Origin of the sequence: Legionella qingyii (genome assembly GCF_003990155.1) — a bacterium.
In the GTDB taxonomy this organism is placed as follows: domain Bacteria; phylum Pseudomonadota; class Gammaproteobacteria; order Legionellales; family Legionellaceae; genus Legionella; species Legionella qingyii.
Genome location: NZ_RZGX01000001.1, coordinates 1 through 20597, shown reverse-complemented (window position 1 = coordinate 20597; position 20597 = coordinate 1). Strand labels below are relative to the sequence as shown.

The window sequence follows — 20597 nt, the reverse complement described above, 5'->3', positions numbered from 1 at the left end:
TCATATTGAATAAAAGTGTAAAATCCATTGAAAGAGGAATAGTCACAATGATCAGATATATAACATCAAAAATTCAGCAATGCTCCCTGCTCCAAGTTGGCCTAGTATGCCTATTTTGGCTTGCTAGCGAACTTATTGTTCACTTTTTCAAACTCCCTTTTTCGGGCGGAATCTTTGGCCTGGGGGTTGTTTTATTGCTTTTAGCTACAAAACGCTTAACGCTCAACCTTATTAAACATGGAGCTGAATTAATCCTTGCAGATATGCTCCTTTTTTTTATTCCAGCTGTGCTTTCACTACTTAAGCATCATGAGTTTATTGGCATCTTAGGTCTTAAAATTCTTTTTGTTATTTTACTTAGTACGCTATGTGTGATGTTAGTCACTGCAACTGTTGTGGATTTTTGTTATCATTGGAGAAGTGACCGTGGCAAGTCACATTCCCTCTGATCCAATAACGCAAACACTATTCTGGTCACTTATAACGATTGGCATGTATTTTATTGCCAAAAAATTACATAGGCGGTGGGCATTTTGGTGGTTAATGCCACTGGTTTTAACACCTTTACTTATTGCCGGCTTTGTTTTTTTACTCCATCAGAGCTATCAAGATTATTTTCGTGGAACAAAATGGCTAATTCAATTAATAGGCCCGGTGACTGTTGCTTTTGCAATTCCCATTTATGAGAAACGCGCACTTATTCGTCAACATTGGCTGGTACTTTTAATTGGTGTATTTGTCGGCAGTTTTACCGCAATATCATCGAGCTGGGCATTAGCGATGCTTGTTGGCCTTGATAAAAGTATCCTGTTAAGTCTTCTACCTCGGTCTATCAGCACGCCATTCGCGCTTGAAGCATCACATGGCATTGGGGGTATCCCTGAATTGACGGCCATATTCGTAATTATTACAGGCATATCAGGCGCTATTATTGGCGACCTCATTCTCAAACATTTATCATTTCGCTCGACCCTGGCTCGGGGCGCACTATTCGGTGCTGCAGCACATGCAGCAGGGACTGCACAAGCTCATAAAATAGGACATGCTGAAGGAGCAATTGCTTGCTTGGTTATGATTTTAGCGGGTCTCTTAAATGTGTTACTTTTTCCGCTGATTTGCCATCTTCTGAAATGAATGCTCTGAACTCAAAAATGCAAATTGTGAAATATTTTTAACGACTAAGTCAGTGCCAACAGGGTTTTCACGAAAAAGTAGCGAAAGTAAGTAAAAATAGATTCCATTAAGATGAAAAAAGTTTTAAATTCTACCTTTCATCTAATAATATTAAGAACTACTTCACCATGCGTTTAAGACTACTATTTTTATTTTTCTTTGCTAATGCCGCGATTGCAAGTCCATGGTTCACAGGACCATTACTTGCTCCGGCTGGAAAAACAATAGCGAGAGGCCATCTAAATTTTGAACCATATGCATTTTATAGCAGTTATCCACAGGGATTTAGAAACTTCGAAGTTGTTCCCATCCTAAGCATTGGAGTTTTTAGTTTTTTAGATTTACAAACCTCTCTTCCTTATGATTACAGTTGGGATAAAGGGCAGCATGGAAATGGGGTTGGAGATTACAGCTTGGCTGCAGGATTTCAAGTATTGCGACAAACAGAAGATTCATGGCTCCCTGATCTTCGCGTGGTAGTACAAGAGGTCTTTCCTACAGGACGCTTTGATAACCTGGACCCAAAAAAATTGGGCACCGATCAAACGGGCTTAGGCTCTTATCAAACATATCTTGGCTTTAACTTCCAAAGATTGTTCGAGTTGAAGAATGACCATTATTTACGTACACGTTTGAGCCTGGTTGGAGCCAAATTTAGTGATGTCAAAGTACAAGGAGTAAACGTTTTTGGCGGTACTTCAACGACTGAAGGCAGGGTAAAACTTGATAACAGTTATTCCGTTGACTTGGCATTCGAATATACGTTAACACAAAAATGGGTTCCTGTTTTTGAAGTTTTGTATGTGCATAACCCTAGCAGTAATTTTGAAGGTAATCCAGGATTTACTCCAGGCGGGACTGCAGGTATAGGGGGAAGAGCAAACGAACAAGTATCGCTAGCTCCTGCCATCGAATATAATTTTAACTCCAATTTCGGCATTATCGGTGGTGTTTGGTTTTCTGTAACAGGACCACACGCAGCTAAATTCGTAACTGGTGCTCTTGCACTTAATTACTATTTATAATGTGCTTGCCTTGTTTACTCTGACCGCTTCTCAAGCTGCAGGAGCGTTCAGTAAACGAGTTTCACTTCCTTCTTTCGGTAATTCCTTAGCAAGCCAATGATTTTTTAAATCTGCCTCTCTATCAGTTTCAACCTCATTGAGAAACCGGCTGAAAAATAGAGTTTTTCCTGCAGCTAAACGCCCTATTCCTATAAAAATTCCTAAGCCAAAAAAAGTGACACTAACTATCATGGCTATATCGGCAATTAAGCGGCGAGCATCGTGACGATGTTTAAACTCAGTGCGGGCAGCACTAATTATGTCATCAGCCTGTTGTTTTATGGGAAGATCTGACAAACGGATATCCAAGGCTCTTTCATAAAATCGATCGATTGATTGATCGTATTCGCTGCCATAGTTTTTCTCTTTGCTTAGAGCAATTTTTTGCTCTCGAAACTCTTTTAGAGTTAACAGATCCTCGAGCAAAACTGAGGTGAACTTTTTATCAGTTCCTTTTCTTAGAATTGTTCGCTTAAGAACTTCATCCTGTAACACTGCCTTTGTTAATTGGCTTTGCAGAGGCTCTTTAATACTATCAAGTATTGGTGCTAGTTGATTTAAAAGTGCATCTATGGATTTGTTTGAAGACTCAAGTGAAATAACTTTGGCCTGAAGAAGCTTTTCATAAATAACTTTGGTCCGTGTTAATTGCTTATGAATTTTTTTGGCGCACTCAGAGGTAAGCTCGCTACTTAATTGCTCATAATTCTTTATCGTCGAAGCAAATAATGGATTATCAAATATACGCTTTTTGGCATTTACAGAAGTTGCATTTTTTACGTCAAAATATAATTGATACAAACTATCCTCTGTTTGTTTAACTTTATGTTCAACCTGAAATGATTCTTCTGGTAATGTTCCAATTAATTGATTTAAAACACAAAAATTTATTCTTCTCTCTTCAATTATTTGCGATTCATTGATTTTTTCAAGATACGTCTTATAAACAAGAGCTGTGGACTCTCTCATTTGAGAGGCATAGTGTATTTGTTCTTGTTCTGGAAGCATTAGATATTTTTGTTCCAATAGCTTAAATAGCTTAAGTGTGACAGCTTGATCTTTCGTGTTTGCAAAATCATGCAGAAGCCCTAGGAACTCACGTAGTTTTGTGAGCTCAATCTGAGCATTTTCAACGGCTTTACTGGCTTCAAAAATGAAGGGAAATTCTTGCGATAACTTTTGCAGTTCGGAAAAAAACTTCTCTTTGTCTATCAGATCGGCATGTTCTTTAAACTGGCGGACTAACTCTCCAAAATGGTGGATTGTGCGTAATTGAATAATTTTCTGCTCAACATTATCTTTACGCCTTTTGAACTCAGTCTCTTCAATATGAAGTGCTTCATCCATACGTTGCCATAATTCTTTGCTATTCGTGATGCGTTTTACCAAAGCACTAGGCTTTTCTGCATTTAACTCTTCCAAACATACAGTAGCAAGTTGTACGCCATTCATGTCTTTTAGTGCTTTATCACTGATGAAATAGAAAAAAGGACTTTCAAAAACTTCATCAGAAGGTTTTTCTATAGCATCAAGATGCTTTTTTGTTATTACTGCACTCGCGTCTTTAAATCGTTCTACAGCATCTTGAAACAAACTTACTGTACCACTCAAATCTTCCCATGAGGCGTTATTATTCTGTTGCTTTTTTAAAGTTCGGAGCATGGAAATCACATCAGAACCCGCTGTAAGAAGTCTACTGATGTTGCACCAATAAGAATCAGGATGCTTATTTGCATATTTCTCAGCAGGCCCTTCATAGGGTTTAAAACGCAAAGTACCAAGATCGTTAAGATCAACAGTAAACAAACGTCTTAGGATTGTACTTTCACGATACTGCGGTACAAAAGCATGTCCAAGACTAAGCTCGGCATTATTATTCGAGCAGTCAACGAGAATATTTGTTATCTGTGAAGAAGTGTGTTCCCAAAGATTAAGAGTTTCTGCGTTTTGCGCTAAAATATCCACATACTGATTAAATTGCTTAGCCAGATCGTTTAAGTCTAGTTTCGTATAATCAATAAGATTGATTTGAGCAAAGGGTAAGAAATTTTTTTGTAATCCTAATATGAATTCAGGGAATGAGATTTCATCACTCTGTGTCAAAGAGATAGTCTGAGTAAATACTTTAGCCCGCTCTATTGTTTGTCTTAACTTGTCGACAGAATCCATACTGATTGAAAGCGGATAATCGCACAATACCCAGCTTGTACCTAAATCAGCCTTCTCTTCTAAAGAGGATGAGAATGGATTTTGCAGGGCTCGAATTTGGATCTCGAGCTGCTGAAGAAAGAATTGCAGCGTTTCTTGCTCGTTGGTAACAGACTGATGTTGAAAATGCTTTTGAATACTCAATAATTTTTCCAGGATAACTTTACTTTCTTCCTGTAAATCATCGTATTGATTTTTTAGCAAAAGCTCCTGATGAGTTTGATTCAATTTCGGATCAATCTCAAGCTGTAACTTAAACAACTCTTGAATACGAACAATAGCTTTCTGGTACGCAACTGGAATATTTTTTAATTGAATAATTTCTGCAATTTGATGTTCCAACATCCCATAACTATCAATGTGGCCTTGTTGTAATTTTTTGATAGTTATTAATAGATTAGTCTGTAAATTGGAGAGGTGGCGTTGACTCTCAACATCCACTTGACTCTCAATAATAAACACTTGATAGATACGTTTCAAATAACTATCGAAATCAAGTGCAATATAACTTAAGGGAGTATCTTTAAACGCTACAGCAGTTGCTGGTTTGGTGAGCAGCAATGCTAATAGATCCTCTTTATGCTCTTCATCAGCGAGCGATCTCAGTTTTTCTAAAGTTTCTTTGACATATGGCCAATTTTTATCGGTAATCGTGACTTGCATTGCTCCATATTTATCCGGTGGAAAAACTCCTTTTTCCAATAAAAGTTTTGCTTGATACACTGGATCACTAAAATATAAAGACCCGGCAGCTGTATATGTGTCAGAAGCCCCTTTTAATGAATGCCCTTGACCGAATTGATCATGATCTTGTTGTACATTATTGGCATCCCTTTGGGCTCCCATCAAAAATTCAAATGCAGAAGCCGCTGGCGCTGTTTGCTCAAGCCCAAGCATGAGCAAGCAATCACTGTCATTGCGGTGAAAGTAAAAATGGCCACTGCAACCATTGGCTGATATTTTTTTCCCATAAAAATTATCTTGCCCATCCCCCCCCATAGCGATATTAATACCAAAATCTTGAGGAGTCTTAATAAGTCCGGGTAATTGCCCTATTAAACCCAACAGAAATCCCTTCCCTTCGACAACGTTCCCTTCCATATCGCGACGTACATTATGAGTGGCTGAGCGGGAAAAAACCTTATTCTTTTTTTCATCCGGATCAGGAAAATAACTTAATAATTCTTCTCTACTGTCTCCGCTTAACCCTTGATAGTCAAGAATAATACGGCTGGCATGGGATAAATAATCAGCAATACTTAATTGATCCGAAGGAGCTTGTAATTCAGGCGATTTGGATAAATAAGGACGCACTTTGAAGTCACAAGAAGCTAAACAGGACAGCAATAACTGCGTCATATTAACCGCTATATCATCCTTCGAATTATAGATAAAGGTATTTGCCCATTGCTGAGCAACAGCAACTTGATCTTGTTCGATGGTACAAGAGAGGATTTCAGATTTTTTATCAGGCATTCTTTTTTAGACAAAATTAAAATTTGACTGAATGATAACAAAGAATGCGCATGGATACAAAAAAAACCAATTGTACAAACGATGGATATAATTGACTTAAATGTTCAATATGCAATCTGGGTGCAGTATAGCGAATTTCTCTTTACTGTACCCACGATACAGATTTTTTTACATCTATAAAAGTTTTGAAAAATAACTACAAAAATCAAGCAATAAAAATTTTCTGGATTCCTGGAAAGAACTTTAGAATTATTCTATTCTTAATAAGCTTGAGTCATCGACTCTGGTAGATTACTTAAACAAATTTTTATAAGGATCGTAATAATGAATACATGGAATAGTGTAATTTTTGTAAAAAGTAACAAATCAATATCTGATATGAATGCAATGGCAAAATGGGATGGCGTAGAAAAAATGTGGACTACAACAGGCGAATGGGATTGGTGCATCAAATTAGATCAAAAATCATCAACTCCTGAAAAAGCAGAGGCTTTTGTTGCTCGTATGCGTGAAGGACACTGGGCAACAGAAACCAAAACAAATTGGTGGAAAGAAATTGCCGCAAAATAGTATTGTTTGCTCGGAGCAAATGCTCCGAGCCCCAGCAAATTATAATTTTCAAAGAGTTTATGAGCCGTGTAAAAATATCTTTGAATCCCCGTTTGATTTACCGGTTTATAATATAAAAAAATAATCTCGAGACTCTAATTACACCCATCATCGTATCTCATACCAAAATGTGTTTATGGCGTCATAAGATGGCCATATTAAAACGCCGTTTTGATCCATGTAGTTTAAATGATATTATCTCCATTGAGTCCAATAGAGGAAACGGGACATGAGATGAACGCATTTTCGATTCCCTAAAACTTAGCAAGTAGATAATAAGGTAATAAATATGCATGGTTTTTTTGATTTTAAGACATTGAATACGTCGTTAAAATTAACAATACAAGATAGGATATTTATCTATATATTTAATCAAGCAAATCATAAAAAAAAACTTGAACTAATTAAAAACCTGAAAATTGAAACAATTGCTCGAATTGCTTATCACGACCCATCCATTGAAATATTTTGTAATCATTCAGAATTGAAAGAATATTGGGGGAAAATATGGTGTGCCTATGGTGTCGCTTTAGCCCAGCAAAAAAATCTACCTTTAATAATGTTTTTTTCACAACCACAATTAAATCAATTTGATTTAGTACGAGGAGCTTATTTTTTTCATCTCTCGCAAGAAATAAGAAAAAACATAAAAACTGATTTTGGATTTTCTGAAATGGAATCAATCAAAATTGCAATTCGACACGGTTCCGTTCATGCGATTCAACGTTATAACGAATACATTTACTATAAATTACAACAAGCTAGTGCTGAAGATTCCTATAGCCTTTACCAAGAACTTATCGCCAATAGCAAACTTATGCTTCCGTATTATGGCAGTTATGGTTATATGGTTTTGGCCGATGCGCTATCTCATTATTGTTTGTGGTTACTCAATAATTTCAAATTTGAAGAAGCCCAGGCTGAATATAAGCATGTTTTAGAATCATTAGATTACGCAGAATTAATTTTAAACGAAAGCAAATACAGCATACAAAATGCAAGTATCGGAGTGGGTCTTAAATGTAGTAATTCTAAGGGGTTTGAAGCACCATCGCAGGCTAAAGATTTTTTTATTGCATATTATAAGAAATCAATTCCAGCACCCCAAGATTCCAACTCCTCCAGACTGATTTCCGTACTTTAATGGAACAAATAGTCTATATTATAAATAATTACATTGAGCCTTATTTTATTAAATATGAGAGGTTATGATTATGTCCCCCAAAATTTATATCTCTTACGCAATCACCCCAAACAAAGAACTCGTGATCTCAAGTTATCATGAAAAAGTCCAATCCATGATTAATGGTTTTGCTTTAATTAAAAAAGATGGTTTAAAACCAGGAGACTTAAAAAAACTAGAGGGGGAGCTTCCTGAACAATACGACAATGACGATGTAAAAAAGAAGCTGATTGAATTATTAACAACCATTAAGAATAGTGGGGATTTTGATAAAGTAACTTATAGAGGCGATTTAAATTTATGCACTCACAAAAAGGATGATTTAGCACCTTTTTTATTTGATGGGACGTTAAATAAATTTTTCGCTGGAAAAGAAGTTCAGTTAATTTTAGAGTCAGCGAATACCGAATATGTAGAAGGTGCTATAAAGTTCGCGGATAACATTGAAATGACTGGTGTCATTTTGCAAACCAAATCAGGATCCCAAGATGTACTATCTAAAACTTACCCACCATCAAATGCCAATAAGAGTTCGTCTGAGACACCTGTTCCAGCACCAGAGACTGGTGAACTTGCTCAATCTACTGTGAATATTAATGACCCTCTCGCTTTAAGTGATGCCTTGAGTAAAGTGGGAATTTTTAATACTCCAAGTACTGAACCCAGTACAACGTCGACAAATGAGACCCCGAGAGCAGGATTTACCACTAAAATAAATGAATGAGAAATCTTAGGGCATGTACAAAACGAGCTATGACCTCAGCCAATTGCAGCATCCCTGGATTCCGACTCAGCCAGACTAATTTTAGCACCATAATAGAACAAATAGTCTATATTATAAATAATTATAGTGAGCCTTATTTAATTCAATACGGAAGGTTATGATTATGTCCCCAAAAATTTATATCTCTTACGCAATCACACCAAACAAAGAACTCGTGATTTCAAGTTATCATGAGAAATTCCAATCCACGTTTAATGGTTTTACGTTAATTAAAAAGGACGGCTTAAAACAAGGAGATTTAAAAAAACTAGAAGGAGATCTTCCTGAACAATACGATAATAACGATGTAAAAAAGAAACTCATTGAATTATTAACAACCATTAAGAATAGTGGGGATTTTGATAAAGTAACCTATAGAGGCGATTTAAATCTATGCACTCACAAAAAGGATGATTTAGCGCCCTTTTTATTTGATGGGACGTTAAATAAATTTTTCGCTGGAAAAGAAGTTCAGCTAATTTTAGAGTCGGGCAATGTCGAATATGTAGAAAGTGCGATAAAGTTCGCAGATAAAATAGAAATGACCGGTGTCATTTTGCAAACCAAATCAGGAATCAAAGAAACACTATCTAAAACTTACCCACCCTCAGATGACAATAATAGCAAGGCAGAGGTATCGGTTCCAATACCAGAAACAAGTGCACTTGCTCAACTCAGTATTAATGAAGACGTTCATACTTTAAGCAATGCCATAGGGAAAGTTGGAATTTTTAATACTCCAAGTACTGAACCCAGTACAACGTCAACAAATGAGCCCCAGAAGCCAGGATTTACGACTAAATTAAATGAATGAAAACTCTTAGAGGAGGAGTAAAAGAGCCTCCTCTTTCATTTCAACAGAACTTACGAAAAACTCCAATCTCTTCGTTAAAAAATGTTTTTAATTCGGTCATTTAGTATATCTTAACTCCCTCAGTAAAAACATTTTTTGCCTCAACCTTAGAGTTTTTCGCAAGTCCTGTTCAAATCGCTTATCATCTTATACCTGAATCCAACAAAGCCATAAATTCATAAGGACTTAGTTGGTTTGAGAAATACGTTCCTTGTCCATATTTACAACCATATTGTTTGAGTTGATCTTTAATTTCCTTATTTTTTACTCCATCAGCCAAAACCTCTAAATCCAAGGTTTGTGCCAATTTAACAATAGCTTCAACCATTTTCGATTTCTTCTTGTCTTTAGTCATGTTCAAAATAAGAGATTTCTCAATTTTTATTTCATTGATTGGGAGATTTTCCAAATACAGAAAAGAAGAATAGCCACTGCAAAAATCATGTATTGATATCTTTACACCTAAACGGCTCAATTGATTTAACACCTCTATTGATTTTTCCTGATCCGATAAACAAGCGCGCTCATTGAATTCCAATGTTAAATACTCGGGGGCAATTTTATGTTCATTAAGTAATTTCTCTACAAATTCAGGTAATTTTTTATCAATTGCATCCTGAACCGATAAATTGACTGATGCAAAAATCTTATGTCCAGCCTGGTGCCAAAGCGCTAATTGTTTTGTAACATTTATTAACATGAACGATGTTAATTGCTGGGTTAAACTTGATCTCTCGATAAGCGGCATAAATTTTTCCAGACTGATTAATCCATACTGTTCATGTACAAAACGAACCATGACCTCAGCCCCAATAATTCTACCGGTTTTCAGCTCCACACAAGGTTGATAATAGAGCTTCATCTCCTGATTTTCTATGGATTTCTTTAATGCATTCATCACAATTCGATTGGTAGTAAAGTCCTCTTCCATGTTTGAATTATAAATAGCAAAAGGTATTTTGTTCTTCCTTGCATGAAAGACTGCCGTTCGTGCATGACTTATTAATGAAACATCATCCTCTCCATCACGAGGATAAATCACAGCCCCAGCAGTGGTACCGATATTTACATGAATTCCATCTACTATAAGATCAAGATTAGTTGCATCAATAATGGCCTCCAACAAGGTATTGTAATTAATTTGTTCATTCAATCTTGGTAATAATAAAGCAAATTCATCGCTTTCAACGCGAGCAATAGTATTTATTCCCATGGTAGCCTGTAACATAAAAGGATTAACTAACATATCTTTTAATTTTTTAACAAACTGAATTAAAACACTGTTGGCATTAAAATTACCGAAATTGTCGTGAATGACTTTAAAATCATTTAACTTTAATATAATGACCGCCAATTCATTCGATTCCTCAATTTTATTAATGGCTTGTTTGATTTGTTCGCTAAACAGAAAAGCATTGGGCAGCTGTGTAAAATAATCATGCTCACTTTTATATTTTAGTTTTGATTCGAGATCGCTACTTTTGTATCGAAGTGCCTCGGTTTTATCTGCAACCAGTGATTCTGCAGTATTCACCAATCCATGAAAAAATGATTGTCCCCAATAAGCAAAGAGAAAAGGGGTTAGATCGAGAATCCAAATAGCGGGATTTGTTGTTTGTGCTTTAATAAAGCCATTCAGATTGACAAAACCGGTTATTTGATAAGACACAACCAGTGAAGCGATTAATATACTACAAATCGCAATGCTTAATCCTATATAAGCATACTTGTTCACATACTCTTTTAAAATAATTGAACTTCTTGCGAGCTTGTAATTTATGTCCATATAATTAGTAGTATTTTATATGCATAAATTAATTTTAGTACTTTAATTTATAATTACATGAAATTATAAAAATAACGGATTCAGGACTTAACCAGTCGCTTTACTAAAAAATAGGTTGGCATGTTGCCTATTCCTTTAACCAAAATAGTCCCTCTTTTTTCAAATACAAAAAGAGCTTTCAGCAGTTGATAAGTTTCTTCACTCACATGAATTCGATCCGGCTCACCGTGAGACTCCATACGGCTCGCGATATTGATCGTTTTTCCCCACAGATCATAAGCAAATTTTTTCTTTCCTATGACACCACCCACTACAGCTCCAGTATGAATCCCTATGCGAAGATGAATGGGAAAAAGAAACTGTTCATTCACCATCTTTATCTTTTCAAGGACACTACATGCAAAGTCAGCAACACATTCAGCGTGAGATCGATTTTTGATTGGTGCACCAGCCACCGCCATATAGCAATCACCTATCGTTTTAATTTTTTCAAGACCGAATTGATCTGTAAGTTCATCCATAGCCGAAAATATGATATTCAACATCTCAATTAACTCACTTGGAGTCAGTTTGTCTGCTAATTTCGAAAAATTGACAATATCGATAAATATGGCTGTGACAGAAGAAAATCGCTCAACAATTGTTTGTTCGCCCTGTTTCAAACGTTCTGCAATAGCACTTGGCACAATACTCAACAATAGATCATCCGATTTTTTCTTTGCTTCTTTTAATTGGGCAAGATAGAGTTTTTCTTTATCCCTCAGCATTTTTTTCTCTATGGAAGATTCGATGCGTGCTTTAAAAATAACAGGATTAAATGGTTTAAGAAGATAATCATCAGCCCCCATTTCGAGACAACGTACAACTGCATCAATTTCTTTGAGCGGAGAAATGACAATCACAGGAAGGTAATAATAAAGGCTGTGGCCCCTAATTCTTTTTAAAACGTCAAAACCACTTATCCCTGATGTGATAATTGATAAAAGTATTAAATCGAAATTGCCTCTGTCTATTTCGTCAAGCACTTTGGAAGCATCTCCGCAAGGTGTTGCATTAAACCCATAATGCTTGAGTCGACGTATTACTAAATCTCTTGCCATTTCATTATCTTCAACAACGAGAATAGAACCTCTGTACGCTTTAGGTTGAAATATAATTTTCTTGTCAAGCGGAGGAATGGAGATAATCACATCACGAATTACCAGGTTCGACTTTTTAAATTGCGCTAATAAATCAGAGCCCTTCCATTGCACTTGGGCCAATTTATTGATTTCGTCAATGTATCCAATAAACAATTTTGCAGCCAAAAGAATCTTTTCAATATCATAAATAAACTGTTCTTGCTCCATTGAGAATTCTTCATCCAAAAGCAACTCACAATAGCCAATCACTGAATTGAGTGGTGTAAGTAAATTAAATTGCAAATCACTACTAAATGTTTTCAAATTAAACGCTTTTGGTTTTCTCTCAATCGAGCCAAAGCTTAAAACTTCATCGACACGGCGTTGCAAGAGTTTTCCTGATTGTAAAATCTTTTCAAGATCATCCTCGTACCTGTCAAGGTGATAGAATGCAAGCTCATCAAGTAAAATCTCAGCATAGCCAACAATTACATCAAGAGGTGTGGAAAACTCACTCCGTAAGCTGGCAAATAAAGCTTCTCGTTCACGTGTTAGAGTTACGTTACGATTCGGCTTTGCTTTTTTATTGAGATTCATTAATTCTGTTCCCTTATCGAGTGAAATACTCTTTTACTCTGCAGCTTTTTTTACTAACCGTTCGATCTTCTCAAGAAGGCGGGGAAGCTCAATAGGCTTCACTTCGTATTCATCGCAACCTGCTGCTACCGCTTTTTCCCGATCGCCCACCATCGCATGTGCTGTTAAAGCAATAATAGGGATGGATTGGGTATTTGGATCTGATTTGAGTTGTCGCGTCGCTTCATAGCCATCTAAAACAGGCAGGCTTAAGTCCATTAAAATAAGATCAGGATGTTCATCTCTTGCCATGATAACTCCTTTTTCTCCATCCACTGCGCAGCTCACTCCATATCCTTTACGTTGCAAACGTCTTGATAACATATCAAGATTCAATTCATTATCTTCCACAATCAAGATTTTTACCGCCATAGCAGTATCTCCTAACGATTTTTAATTATTTGTCCAATCTGATCCGTTATCGTTGCAATAAGTTGTTGGCGATTATAAGAATTTTTTTGTAAAACAACTTTGCTCGAATTCATTAGAAAATCGCGTTCTTCCTGAGTCAATTCTTTTGCAGTTACAATAATTACGGGAATTTGAGCCCACTTCTCATGCTTTTGTAATTCGCGTATAACATCAAAACCATCCATCTCTGGCATTAATAAATCCAGGAGGATAAGAGAAGGGGTTTGCTCCGCTAAAACAGCTAACGCATCACGGCCATTTTTAGCTTCCAGCACGTTCCACTTGGATTTTTTGATGGCTCTTCCCATGATCTGCCGTGAATCCGCTTCATCATCCACAATTAATACAGACTTGAGTGCATCCTTAGGTAATATGTGCTCAATTTTATCCATTAGTGCCCTAGGCTCAATCGGTTTATTGAGATAATCAACAGCACCTAAAGCAAAACCCAGGTCTTTTTCCAGCAGCATCGAAACTAAAATCACGGGAATATTCACAAGATTGGCATCAGCTTTTAATGCCGACAAAGTGGCCCATCCATCCATCATGGGCATAATAACATCAAGAGTAATCAAGTCAGGTTGGTATTTTCTTGCCAAAGAAAGGCATTCTTCCCCATGGAACGCGTGCAATACTCGGATACCTGATTCATTCAGGCTTTTCTCCATTATTTTATGAATTTCAGGATCATCATCAACCACGAGAACTGTTTTAACTGCTGCTTTTTCTTTGGCATTCAGTTGTGGTAGTTTTTCCGGAGATATTTTCTCAACACCCACGGTGCTAATCATTGGTAACATGATGGTGAACGTGGAACCTTTACCATATTCACTCTCAATAGTGACATCTCCTCCCAGTATTTTAGAAAAGCTTTTGGTCAAATAAAGACCCAATCCAGTACCACCGAATCGACGTGTTGTTGACGACTCCGCCTGAGAAAACGCTTTGAACAATGTACCTAATTGCTCACGTGTTAGGCCGATCCCTGTATCACTCACTGCAAATTGTATGTACGATTTATCGTTACTCATTATCGGCTTCACAGATAAAATAATCGTACCTTCTTTAGTAAATTTAGCCGCATTGCTGATTAAATTTAACAGGCATTGCCTTACTTTTACGAGATCTGTGTGCATGATACTCACTTGGGGGTCGATCTCGTATTTGAATGAATTCATATTCTTATTTACCAAGGGAACAATTATAGCCTCCAGATCCTTAATCATATTGGGGACATTGACATCTTCCAGAAAAATATCCATCTTGCCCGCTTCCATCTTCGATAAATCCAATATATCGTTGATAAGAGACAACAAATGTTTTGCTGAAGACTCTATTTTTTTGAGATCATCCAGATAACTCTCATGGCCGGCATCTTCCATTTCTTCTTCCAATAATTCGCAGTACCCTATGATGGCATTAAGTGGGGTACGTAATTCGTGGCTGGTATTAGCAATAAATTCAGATTTGGCTTTATTTGCCACTTCAGAATCTTTCTTGGCTTCGTTTAATTGAACCACCAGCTTTTCCAGATTTTGATTTACATTTTTCAGCTCCATGGTTCTTGATTCAACCAATTCGTGTAAATGCTCTTGTGTATAGTGCAGACTTTGAGACATGGTATTAAAACTTGTCACGACCTCGTTCAAATCATTGTAGGGAGTCATCTCTAAACGATGTTTTAAGCTGACCTTATTTTTGGTAATCCTTTGCATTGCCATAGTTAATGCATTCAATGATTTGGAAATAGCATGTAAAAAAATGTACGCTACAATGATAGTTAACGACAGTATCCCAATAGGCAAACTGATCATAATCATACGATTGGTTGAAATAAGTTGTTGAAAAGTCAGTAATGATTGCCCCTTTAGTTTTCTTGTTATTGCATCCAAGTTGTCAAATTGTTTCGAGAGACTCACTAGATTGTTTTGTACCTCGATATGATTTTTTTGTAATTGCAATTTGAGATTATTGAGTTCTTTACGTAGAGAAATGATACTTCCTGAGCCTTTAGTTAATTGGTTAGCAACCAAATCAAATTGACGACTCAAATCCAGTGCAGATTGATGCAGTTGTGGGTTATCCTGTAATAAATTGTTTAGTTGTTGCAATTTAGAGTGTGTTAACGGTATGAGCGGTAGAAGTTGATTCTTCTCTAAATTATTCAATTCATCTGAATTCTCTTCTTCCGCGAGTTGCTCGATTAATCCCATGAGAAATGCCAGCTCAGTATTAATTTTTTCATCAACGCGGAATGCATCAGAAATATTATTAAAAATCAGATCATCTAAAGTTGTTTTAAGCTGGTCGCTTTGCGTAAGTTTCCCCTCATGGAGATAACCACGTAGTTGGCGTATGTTTTTTTTATATTGATAAGTTAAAACACCACTGATATTTTCTGACTGGTTGTGAATTGTTTTAACTTCTTTATCAATGAGCTGTTTTTGATCGGCCAATTCTTTTTTCGTTTTCAAAAAAGCTTGGGTCAATCTCAATAATCTGTCATCAATTTTTAAAAAGTCCTGATAGGTCACTTTAAGTTTTTGAAGTGCTTGCGAGACAGGGGGAACTTCACTGGTAACAGAGGCTAATTTTTCCTGGCCTTCAATAAAACGCGACTCTATAGGTACACGAGACTCCAATTTGGATAATTCATCTTCTTCTCGAGCTGTTAAAATGCTTTGTTGCCTCACTAAAAATAAAGCTCGTGCATTACTCATTTTAAATCGCGCGTTTTCGATTGAAAAAACAGTTAATAAGAGATTCTGATTTTGGATTAGTTGATGGTTAAAATAAAGCGCCGCCGAGCTAAGAATCAGCGTAAAAATGATAGTAAGAATAAAAAATAACAGAAACACATTTACCAATGATAATTTTAGTTTCCTGTACATTAATGATCCTTCCATTTATCCTTGACTAATGGACTCAATTCAGTCCAATCAAAAGAGGTAAATTTCCCATTTCTTAATATAGTAGGCCAAACCATATGCAGTGCCTGGTGATTGTTTTTATCATAACTGATAGGAATGCCGATACCGATATCCACATCGTGCATGTTTTCCATGACCTGAACAATCCCTTCTCGGGTCAATTTTTTCGCGTCTGCAGCCCGTTGTAATCCCAGAGTAAATAACTTCGTCGCGAGATAACCTTCTAATGAAACGTAGCCAGGCTGGGCATCCTTTGCATATTTTTTTAGACTTTCCCGATACTCCTTAACAGCGGGGAGCTCCGAATCATAACTCGGAACAACCTGAGTCACTATCACATGATTTTCTCCTACTGACTCAAGTTCCTTTGCTAAGGTTTCACTTCCTACAAAAGAAACATTGAGAAACAAGGTATTAGGCAACTCTTTAGTTGCCAACTTAATGAATTGAGCAGCGGGCTGATAAGGAGCAACGATAATGATTGCTTTTGGTAATTTTTTTGCATCCAGAATTTCTGACAGCCCTTCTTCAACATTTAATGTATTTCTGGTGAATCGACCATGAGCTAATTTTTCTGGATCTTGATAACCTGCTTTTTTTAATGCGGCTATAGCCCCCATATACCCAGAGTCTCCAAATAAATCATTTTGGGTAAAAAAGGCTATCTCATCAGGTTTAACTCCCGCCCTCAACAAACCTTTTACCATAGCAGCCGTTTCCTCTGCATAGCTTGCACGAAAATTAAAAATGTATCGATCAGGTGGCTTTTTATGGAGTACTTGTGCCCCAGCATAGCAACCGTAGAGCAATGTCTTCAATTCTTGGGCAATTGGGACTGAAACTGCAGCAGTAGGAGATCCTACATTACCTATGACAGCAAGTACCTGCTCCTGCGTAATTAATTTGCGCATGTTAGGCGCAGTAAGCGAAGGTTCATATGAATCATTATGTACAATCAATGTTACTTTTTTACCATTGATACCCCCGGAAGCGTTTATTTTATCAAAATATATCTGTTCACCCAGGGTCATACGTTGTCCCAGAGTTTGTGCTGGTCCCTCTAAGGCCGTACTACTTCCGATCTTAATGGATGGTTGACTGCTCGTTGAGGGTTCTTGTGCAAATGATGTCTGAGCAAGATTAAGAAGTATGAATATAATCCTGCCAACACTGCCGAATGAAAATGAAATCCATTCTTTTTGCATTTGCTTATCCATTAAAATGCGAGCTTTATGATTAAAAATTATAGTTGATTAAACGAACGCCAACATCACAAATAAGTATATTTTGCGAAATAAATTGTGTTTCCCTGATAAGACTTATATCGTAATCCAAGTGTACCGTAGTACCTTGGATTATGGTGATTGCTCTTCATTGTTATCAAATTTCTGTAGCTTCGGGCCAAACACCACATTGAACTTGCCCAATATGTTTTTTCTGTAACAAAAGCATTGCTAAACGAGACTGGCCAATTCCGCCCCCAATCGTTTGCGGTAAAAATCCGGATATTAATTTCTGGTGCCAATCAAAATTCAAACGATGCTGGCAACCTGTCAATGCCAGTTGGTATTTTAATATGGCTTCATTTACTCGAATACCCATCGAAGAAATTTCAAAAACATCAGAAAGTACCGGGTTCCAAACCAAAATATCACCATTTAGCCCGGTTAATCCCACTTCATTGACGGTGCTCCAATCGTCATAATCAGGGGCGCGCAAATCATGAGGTTTTCCATCGGATAGTGCGCCACCAATTCCAATTAAAAAAACGGCTCCATATTTTTTGGTAATAGCCCGCTCTCGGTCTTTTGGCGATAGATGAGGATATAGGGCAAGTAATTCTTCAGAATAAATAAAATGAATATACTCTGGTAGAAATGGTTTTAAACTATATAGATCACTAACCATTTTTTCCGTTTTCTTTATTGCGTCATAAAGTTCAATAACTGTTTTTTTCAAATAGCTTAAAGAGCGATCTTTATCATCGATGACCCGCTCCCAATCCCATTGATCTACAAAAACTGAATGAGTGGCACTTAAAACTTCCTCATCAGGTCTTAAAGCACTCATATGAGTATAAATACCTTCTTCTGCTTGAAAAGCAAATTCTGCGAGTAACTTTCTTTTCCATTTCGCTAAAGAATGAACAATCTCAAAAGTACGTTCTGGTATGGCTTTAACCTTAACCGAGACCGCTTGTTCGGTACCTGACAAGTTATCTTGTACGCCATCCCCTACACTAGTCAATAATGGCCCTTGCACCTCAATAAGACTTAATTTTTGTTCCAATTCGCGCGAAAAAAAAGCCTTGACAGAACTTATTTGCTTTTGTTTTTCAATGAATGCCTGCTTCATAATTTTACCTCAAAAATAATTTAAGTTGACATTATATTTCTTTTTTTGAATATTTTTATCACAAATTTAAAATAAAAATAGATAAGATAAATTATATTCAGTAAAATATAATTCTTATTAGATTATATTTAAATAAAATCAATGAAAGACCTTGAAAATTATCAAATCGATGATCTTGACAAAAAAATACTTAATTCTTTAATAAAAAATGCACGTACCGCTTATGCAGAATTAGCTAAAACGTATGCTGTAAGTCCTGCTACGATTCATGTACGTGTAGAAAAGATGCGCCAGGCAGGGATTATTGAAGGGGTGCATGTGCATATTAACCCGAAACGATTAGGATATGATGTCTGTTGTTTCATTGGAATTACGCTGAATCATGCAAAAGATTATCAGGCAGTCTTAAAAAAACTGGAAAACTTAGAAGAAGTGATTGAAGCTTATTATACTATTGGCCATCATTTTAATATCTTTATTAAAGTAATGTGTCAATCAATAGACACATTACAGCAACTATTAGTCAATAAAATTCAGCTTATTGAGGAAATACAATCAACAGAGACATTGATCTCATTACAAAATCCCATCATGCGCTCAGTAACTCCCTAAGTCATAGGATGGTTCTAGTTATGAGGGGTACTCGGACTTAGATTATCTTCTTTTACACCATTTTCACCCGATGAAGGTTTTGGGTCACTTGAAAATTCTGGTATCTTTTGGAGCTGACTTCCATTGGTCGGAGACAGGGTAGTCAACGCTATATTTTCATCATCCTCCAATGGGAACGATTTCGTTTCTGTATTACTTTTCTCAAGTGATTCTTTTTTGGCATTACTATTCTCAAGAGCTTCAGAAAATTTACTCATAAAACTGGAAAAGCCACTGACCAAAGCATTGACCGTTTTTTCTTTTAAATCACCCCCTTTGAAGCCTTGAAAGAATGATTTTATACCTTCTTGTGCCGCATCAGCATAAGCTTTGGTCATGGTCCATAATTTTGATGGTAGATTTTGTTTGTCATCATCAAGTAGTTGATTCAAATTTTTGGTGACATTTAAAGTATCTTTTCCTAATTGTTCTAAAACTTGAGAGGAAACATTTTTTTGTTCTCCAAGAAGTGCGCGATGCATGAATGATAAACCGGTGCTTTGTAAGGAAGTAGCAGCATTACTCAATTGTAGTAATTCTAAGGAACGTACTGTTTTTGAAAGTTCTTCTTTAGAGATGGTGGGTGTTAATTTTCCCTCCAGTTCTTTTATATAGTTTTCTTCTTCCTCGTTGATCATTTTTCGCGCTTCTGTTATAGAACTCTGATCGGGATCATTCCGAACTTTTGCATGTTCTGCTCTAATATCCGATATAATTTGCTCAGCTCTATTCCTATCATCCAAACTACTCGTGGCAAGTGATCGGTTATATCCCTTCATACCTTGGTCAAAGCTTCCTGCTACCATTTTGGTGACCGTGTCAAAAAAACCTTTGCCTTCTTCATATCCCTTTAATGCTCCTTGACACATGCCCATAGTTCCTTGAATGCATGCCTTTGCAAAGCCTATTGCTTTTTCTTTCAACGACTTGGAGTCATCAAAAGCAAATCCAGTAGCCAAATTCCATGCTATTCTAATGGAATCTGTAGCTGTGTTTAGTACTGCTTTAGGATCAATCTTTTCATCTTTAGTTTGATTATAAGTCATAATTACAGCTTTACTGAGCAATTGGGCTTTGTTAGTATTTTTATGCACATCTAAAAGCGACTGATGAATATGATCACTACTTTTATCTGATATCGGCACTTCCAATTCATTAACGCGTTTTTCTATCTCACGTATAAGCTTCTGCTTCGTATCGCGGTATTGAATAGGCATTTCCGAATGCTGCCAATCTGAAAGATTTTGGCGGATTTTTGGCTCTTCCCCAAATCAGGGGGCACTAATCAAGAACACAAAACTTTAACCCTTAACCTATAATTTTCAAAATTTCTAAATCCATAAGCACGTCTTTGAATCAGCTTCATCTTCCTATGAAA

Annotated in this window: 17 protein-coding genes; 8 read left to right on the top strand and 9 right to left on the bottom strand. The window is 36.6% G+C overall.

Annotation, left to right across the window (positions count from 1 at the left end):
- Positions 1–47 precede the first annotated feature (47 nt).
- The 3 genes from ELY20_RS00085 (at position 48) to ELY20_RS00075 (ending at position 2198) form a co-directional block, all read left to right on the top strand.
- Positions 48–449 (top strand): CidA/LrgA family protein, encoded by a 402-nt coding sequence (locus ELY20_RS00085; RefSeq protein ID WP_233590446.1) that lies wholly within the window; start codon positions 48–50, stop codon positions 447–449.
- A complete protein-coding gene (locus ELY20_RS00080) occupies positions 427–1134 on the top strand; it encodes an LrgB family protein (protein WP_110143285.1) in 708 nt (235 codons plus the stop codon). The genes ELY20_RS00085 and ELY20_RS00080 overlap by 23 nt, the downstream gene beginning before the upstream one ends.
- A gap of 167 nt (positions 1135–1301) precedes the next feature.
- Positions 1302–2198 carry a hypothetical protein gene (locus ELY20_RS00075; protein WP_110143286.1) on the top strand — a complete coding sequence of 299 codons (897 nt, stop codon included), beginning with the start codon at positions 1302–1304 and terminating at the stop codon, positions 2196–2198.
- A 30-nt stretch (positions 2199–2228) separates the two neighbouring features.
- Here the strand turns inward: ELY20_RS00075 and ELY20_RS00070 are convergent, their stop codons facing one another.
- Complete coding sequence (locus ELY20_RS00070) at positions 2229–5921, bottom strand: LepB GTPase-activating domain-containing protein (RefSeq protein WP_110143287.1); 3693 nt, start codon at positions 5919–5921, stop codon at positions 2229–2231.
- A 324-nt stretch (positions 5922–6245) separates the two neighbouring features.
- Here ELY20_RS00070 and ELY20_RS00065 point away from each other — a divergent pair, with 324 nt between their 5' ends.
- The 4 genes from ELY20_RS00065 (at position 6246) to ELY20_RS00050 (ending at position 9290) form a co-directional block, all read left to right on the top strand.
- Complete coding sequence (locus ELY20_RS00065) at positions 6246–6491, top strand: hypothetical protein (RefSeq protein WP_110143288.1); 246 nt, start codon at positions 6246–6248, stop codon at positions 6489–6491.
- 328 nt (positions 6492–6819) lie between these two features.
- Positions 6820–7674 (top strand): DUF5630 domain-containing protein, encoded by an 855-nt coding sequence (locus tag ELY20_RS00060; RefSeq protein WP_110143289.1) that lies wholly within the window; start codon positions 6820–6822, stop codon positions 7672–7674.
- A gap of 70 nt (positions 7675–7744) precedes the next feature.
- Entirely contained in the window at positions 7745–8437 is a 693-nt protein-coding gene (locus ELY20_RS00055) for a hypothetical protein (RefSeq protein ID WP_110143306.1), read from the top strand.
- A gap of 163 nt (positions 8438–8600) precedes the next feature.
- Positions 8601–9290: a hypothetical protein gene (locus tag ELY20_RS00050; RefSeq protein ID WP_110143290.1), complete on the top strand. Its 690-nt coding sequence runs from the start codon at positions 8601–8603 to the stop codon at positions 9288–9290.
- Positions 9291–9471: 181 nt separating this feature from the next.
- On the opposite strand, the gene ELY20_RS00045 is transcribed toward ELY20_RS00050, so the two are convergent.
- The 6 genes from ELY20_RS00045 to asnA form a co-directional block, all read right to left on the bottom strand.
- Positions 9472–11115: a putative bifunctional diguanylate cyclase/phosphodiesterase gene (locus tag ELY20_RS00045; RefSeq protein ID WP_110143291.1), complete on the bottom strand. Its 1644-nt coding sequence runs from the start codon at positions 11113–11115 to the stop codon at positions 9472–9474.
- A gap of 80 nt (positions 11116–11195) precedes the next feature.
- The gene (locus ELY20_RS00040; RefSeq protein WP_110143292.1) at positions 11196–12833 is read right to left on the bottom strand and encodes an adenylate/guanylate cyclase domain-containing protein; all 1638 of its coding nucleotides are present in this window, start codon (positions 12831–12833) and stop codon (positions 11196–11198) included.
- Positions 12834–12866: 33 nt separating this feature from the next.
- Complete coding sequence (locus ELY20_RS00035) at positions 12867–13244, bottom strand: response regulator (RefSeq protein ID WP_110143293.1); 378 nt, start codon at positions 13242–13244, stop codon at positions 12867–12869.
- 11 nt (positions 13245–13255) lie between these two features.
- Positions 13256–16174 (bottom strand): response regulator, encoded by a 2919-nt coding sequence (locus ELY20_RS00030; RefSeq protein ID WP_158618849.1) that lies wholly within the window; start codon positions 16172–16174, stop codon positions 13256–13258.
- Positions 16174–17418, bottom strand: coding sequence for an ABC transporter substrate-binding protein (locus ELY20_RS00025; protein WP_110143295.1), 1245 nt, complete (start codon positions 17416–17418; stop codon positions 16174–16176). The genes ELY20_RS00030 and ELY20_RS00025 overlap by 1 nt, the downstream gene beginning before the upstream one ends.
- Positions 17419–17593: 175 nt before the next feature.
- Positions 17594–18568: an aspartate--ammonia ligase gene (gene asnA, locus ELY20_RS00020; RefSeq protein ID WP_110143296.1), complete on the bottom strand. Its 975-nt coding sequence runs from the start codon at positions 18566–18568 to the stop codon at positions 17594–17596.
- A gap of 141 nt (positions 18569–18709) precedes the next feature.
- Between asnA and asnC the strand changes: the two genes are divergently transcribed.
- Positions 18710–19180 (top strand): transcriptional regulator AsnC, encoded by a 471-nt coding sequence (asnC, locus tag ELY20_RS00015; RefSeq protein ID WP_110143297.1) that lies wholly within the window; start codon positions 18710–18712, stop codon positions 19178–19180.
- 14 nt (positions 19181–19194) lie between these two features.
- Here the strand turns inward: asnC and ELY20_RS00010 are convergent, their stop codons facing one another.
- Positions 19195–20436, bottom strand: a complete 1242-nt coding sequence (locus ELY20_RS00010) for a hypothetical protein (protein ID WP_110143298.1) — start codon at positions 20434–20436, stop codon at positions 19195–19197.
- 68 nt (positions 20437–20504) lie between these two features.
- A partial coding sequence (locus ELY20_RS00005; protein ID WP_148112446.1) for a transposase occupies positions 20505–20597 on the bottom strand: 93 nt, incomplete at its 5' end.

What these genes read in the sequence shown, in the direction of transcription:
- ELY20_RS00085 (WP_233590446.1), top strand. Translation starts at nt 48, where the DNA reads ATGATCAGATATATAACATCAAAAATTCAGCAATGCTCCCTGCTCCAA.
- ELY20_RS00075 (WP_110143286.1), top strand. Translation starts at nt 1,302, where the DNA reads ATGCGTTTAAGACTACTATTTTTATTTTTCTTTGCTAATGCCGCGATT.
- ELY20_RS00070 (WP_110143287.1), bottom strand. Translation starts at nt 5,921, where the DNA reads ATGCCTGATAAAAAATCTGAAATCCTCTCTTGTACCATCGAACAAGAT.
- ELY20_RS00065 (WP_110143288.1), top strand. Translation starts at nt 6,246, where the DNA reads ATGAATACATGGAATAGTGTAATTTTTGTAAAAAGTAACAAATCAATA.
- ELY20_RS00060 (WP_110143289.1), top strand. Translation starts at nt 6,820, where the DNA reads ATGCATGGTTTTTTTGATTTTAAGACATTGAATACGTCGTTAAAATTA.
- ELY20_RS00055 (WP_110143306.1), top strand. Translation starts at nt 7,745, where the DNA reads ATGTCCCCCAAAATTTATATCTCTTACGCAATCACCCCAAACAAAGAA.
- ELY20_RS00050 (WP_110143290.1), top strand. Translation starts at nt 8,601, where the DNA reads ATGTCCCCAAAAATTTATATCTCTTACGCAATCACACCAAACAAAGAA.
- ELY20_RS00045 (WP_110143291.1), bottom strand. Translation starts at nt 11,115, where the DNA reads ATGGACATAAATTACAAGCTCGCAAGAAGTTCAATTATTTTAAAAGAG.
- ELY20_RS00040 (WP_110143292.1), bottom strand. Translation starts at nt 12,833, where the DNA reads ATGAATCTCAATAAAAAAGCAAAGCCGAATCGTAACGTAACTCTAACA.
- ELY20_RS00035 (WP_110143293.1), bottom strand. Translation starts at nt 13,244, where the DNA reads ATGGCGGTAAAAATCTTGATTGTGGAAGATAATGAATTGAATCTTGAT.
- ELY20_RS00030 (WP_158618849.1), bottom strand. Translation starts at nt 16,174, where the DNA reads ATGTACAGGAAACTAAAATTATCATTGGTAAATGTGTTTCTGTTATTT.
- ELY20_RS00025 (WP_110143295.1), bottom strand. Translation starts at nt 17,418, where the DNA reads ATGCAAAAAGAATGGATTTCATTTTCATTCGGCAGTGTTGGCAGGATT.
- asnA (WP_110143296.1), bottom strand. Translation starts at nt 18,568, where the DNA reads ATGAAGCAGGCATTCATTGAAAAACAAAAGCAAATAAGTTCTGTCAAG.
- asnC (WP_110143297.1), top strand. Translation starts at nt 18,710, where the DNA reads ATGAAAGACCTTGAAAATTATCAAATCGATGATCTTGACAAAAAAATA.
- ELY20_RS00010 (WP_110143298.1), bottom strand. Translation starts at nt 20,436, where the DNA reads ATGCCTATTCAATACCGCGATACGAAGCAGAAGCTTATACGTGAGATA.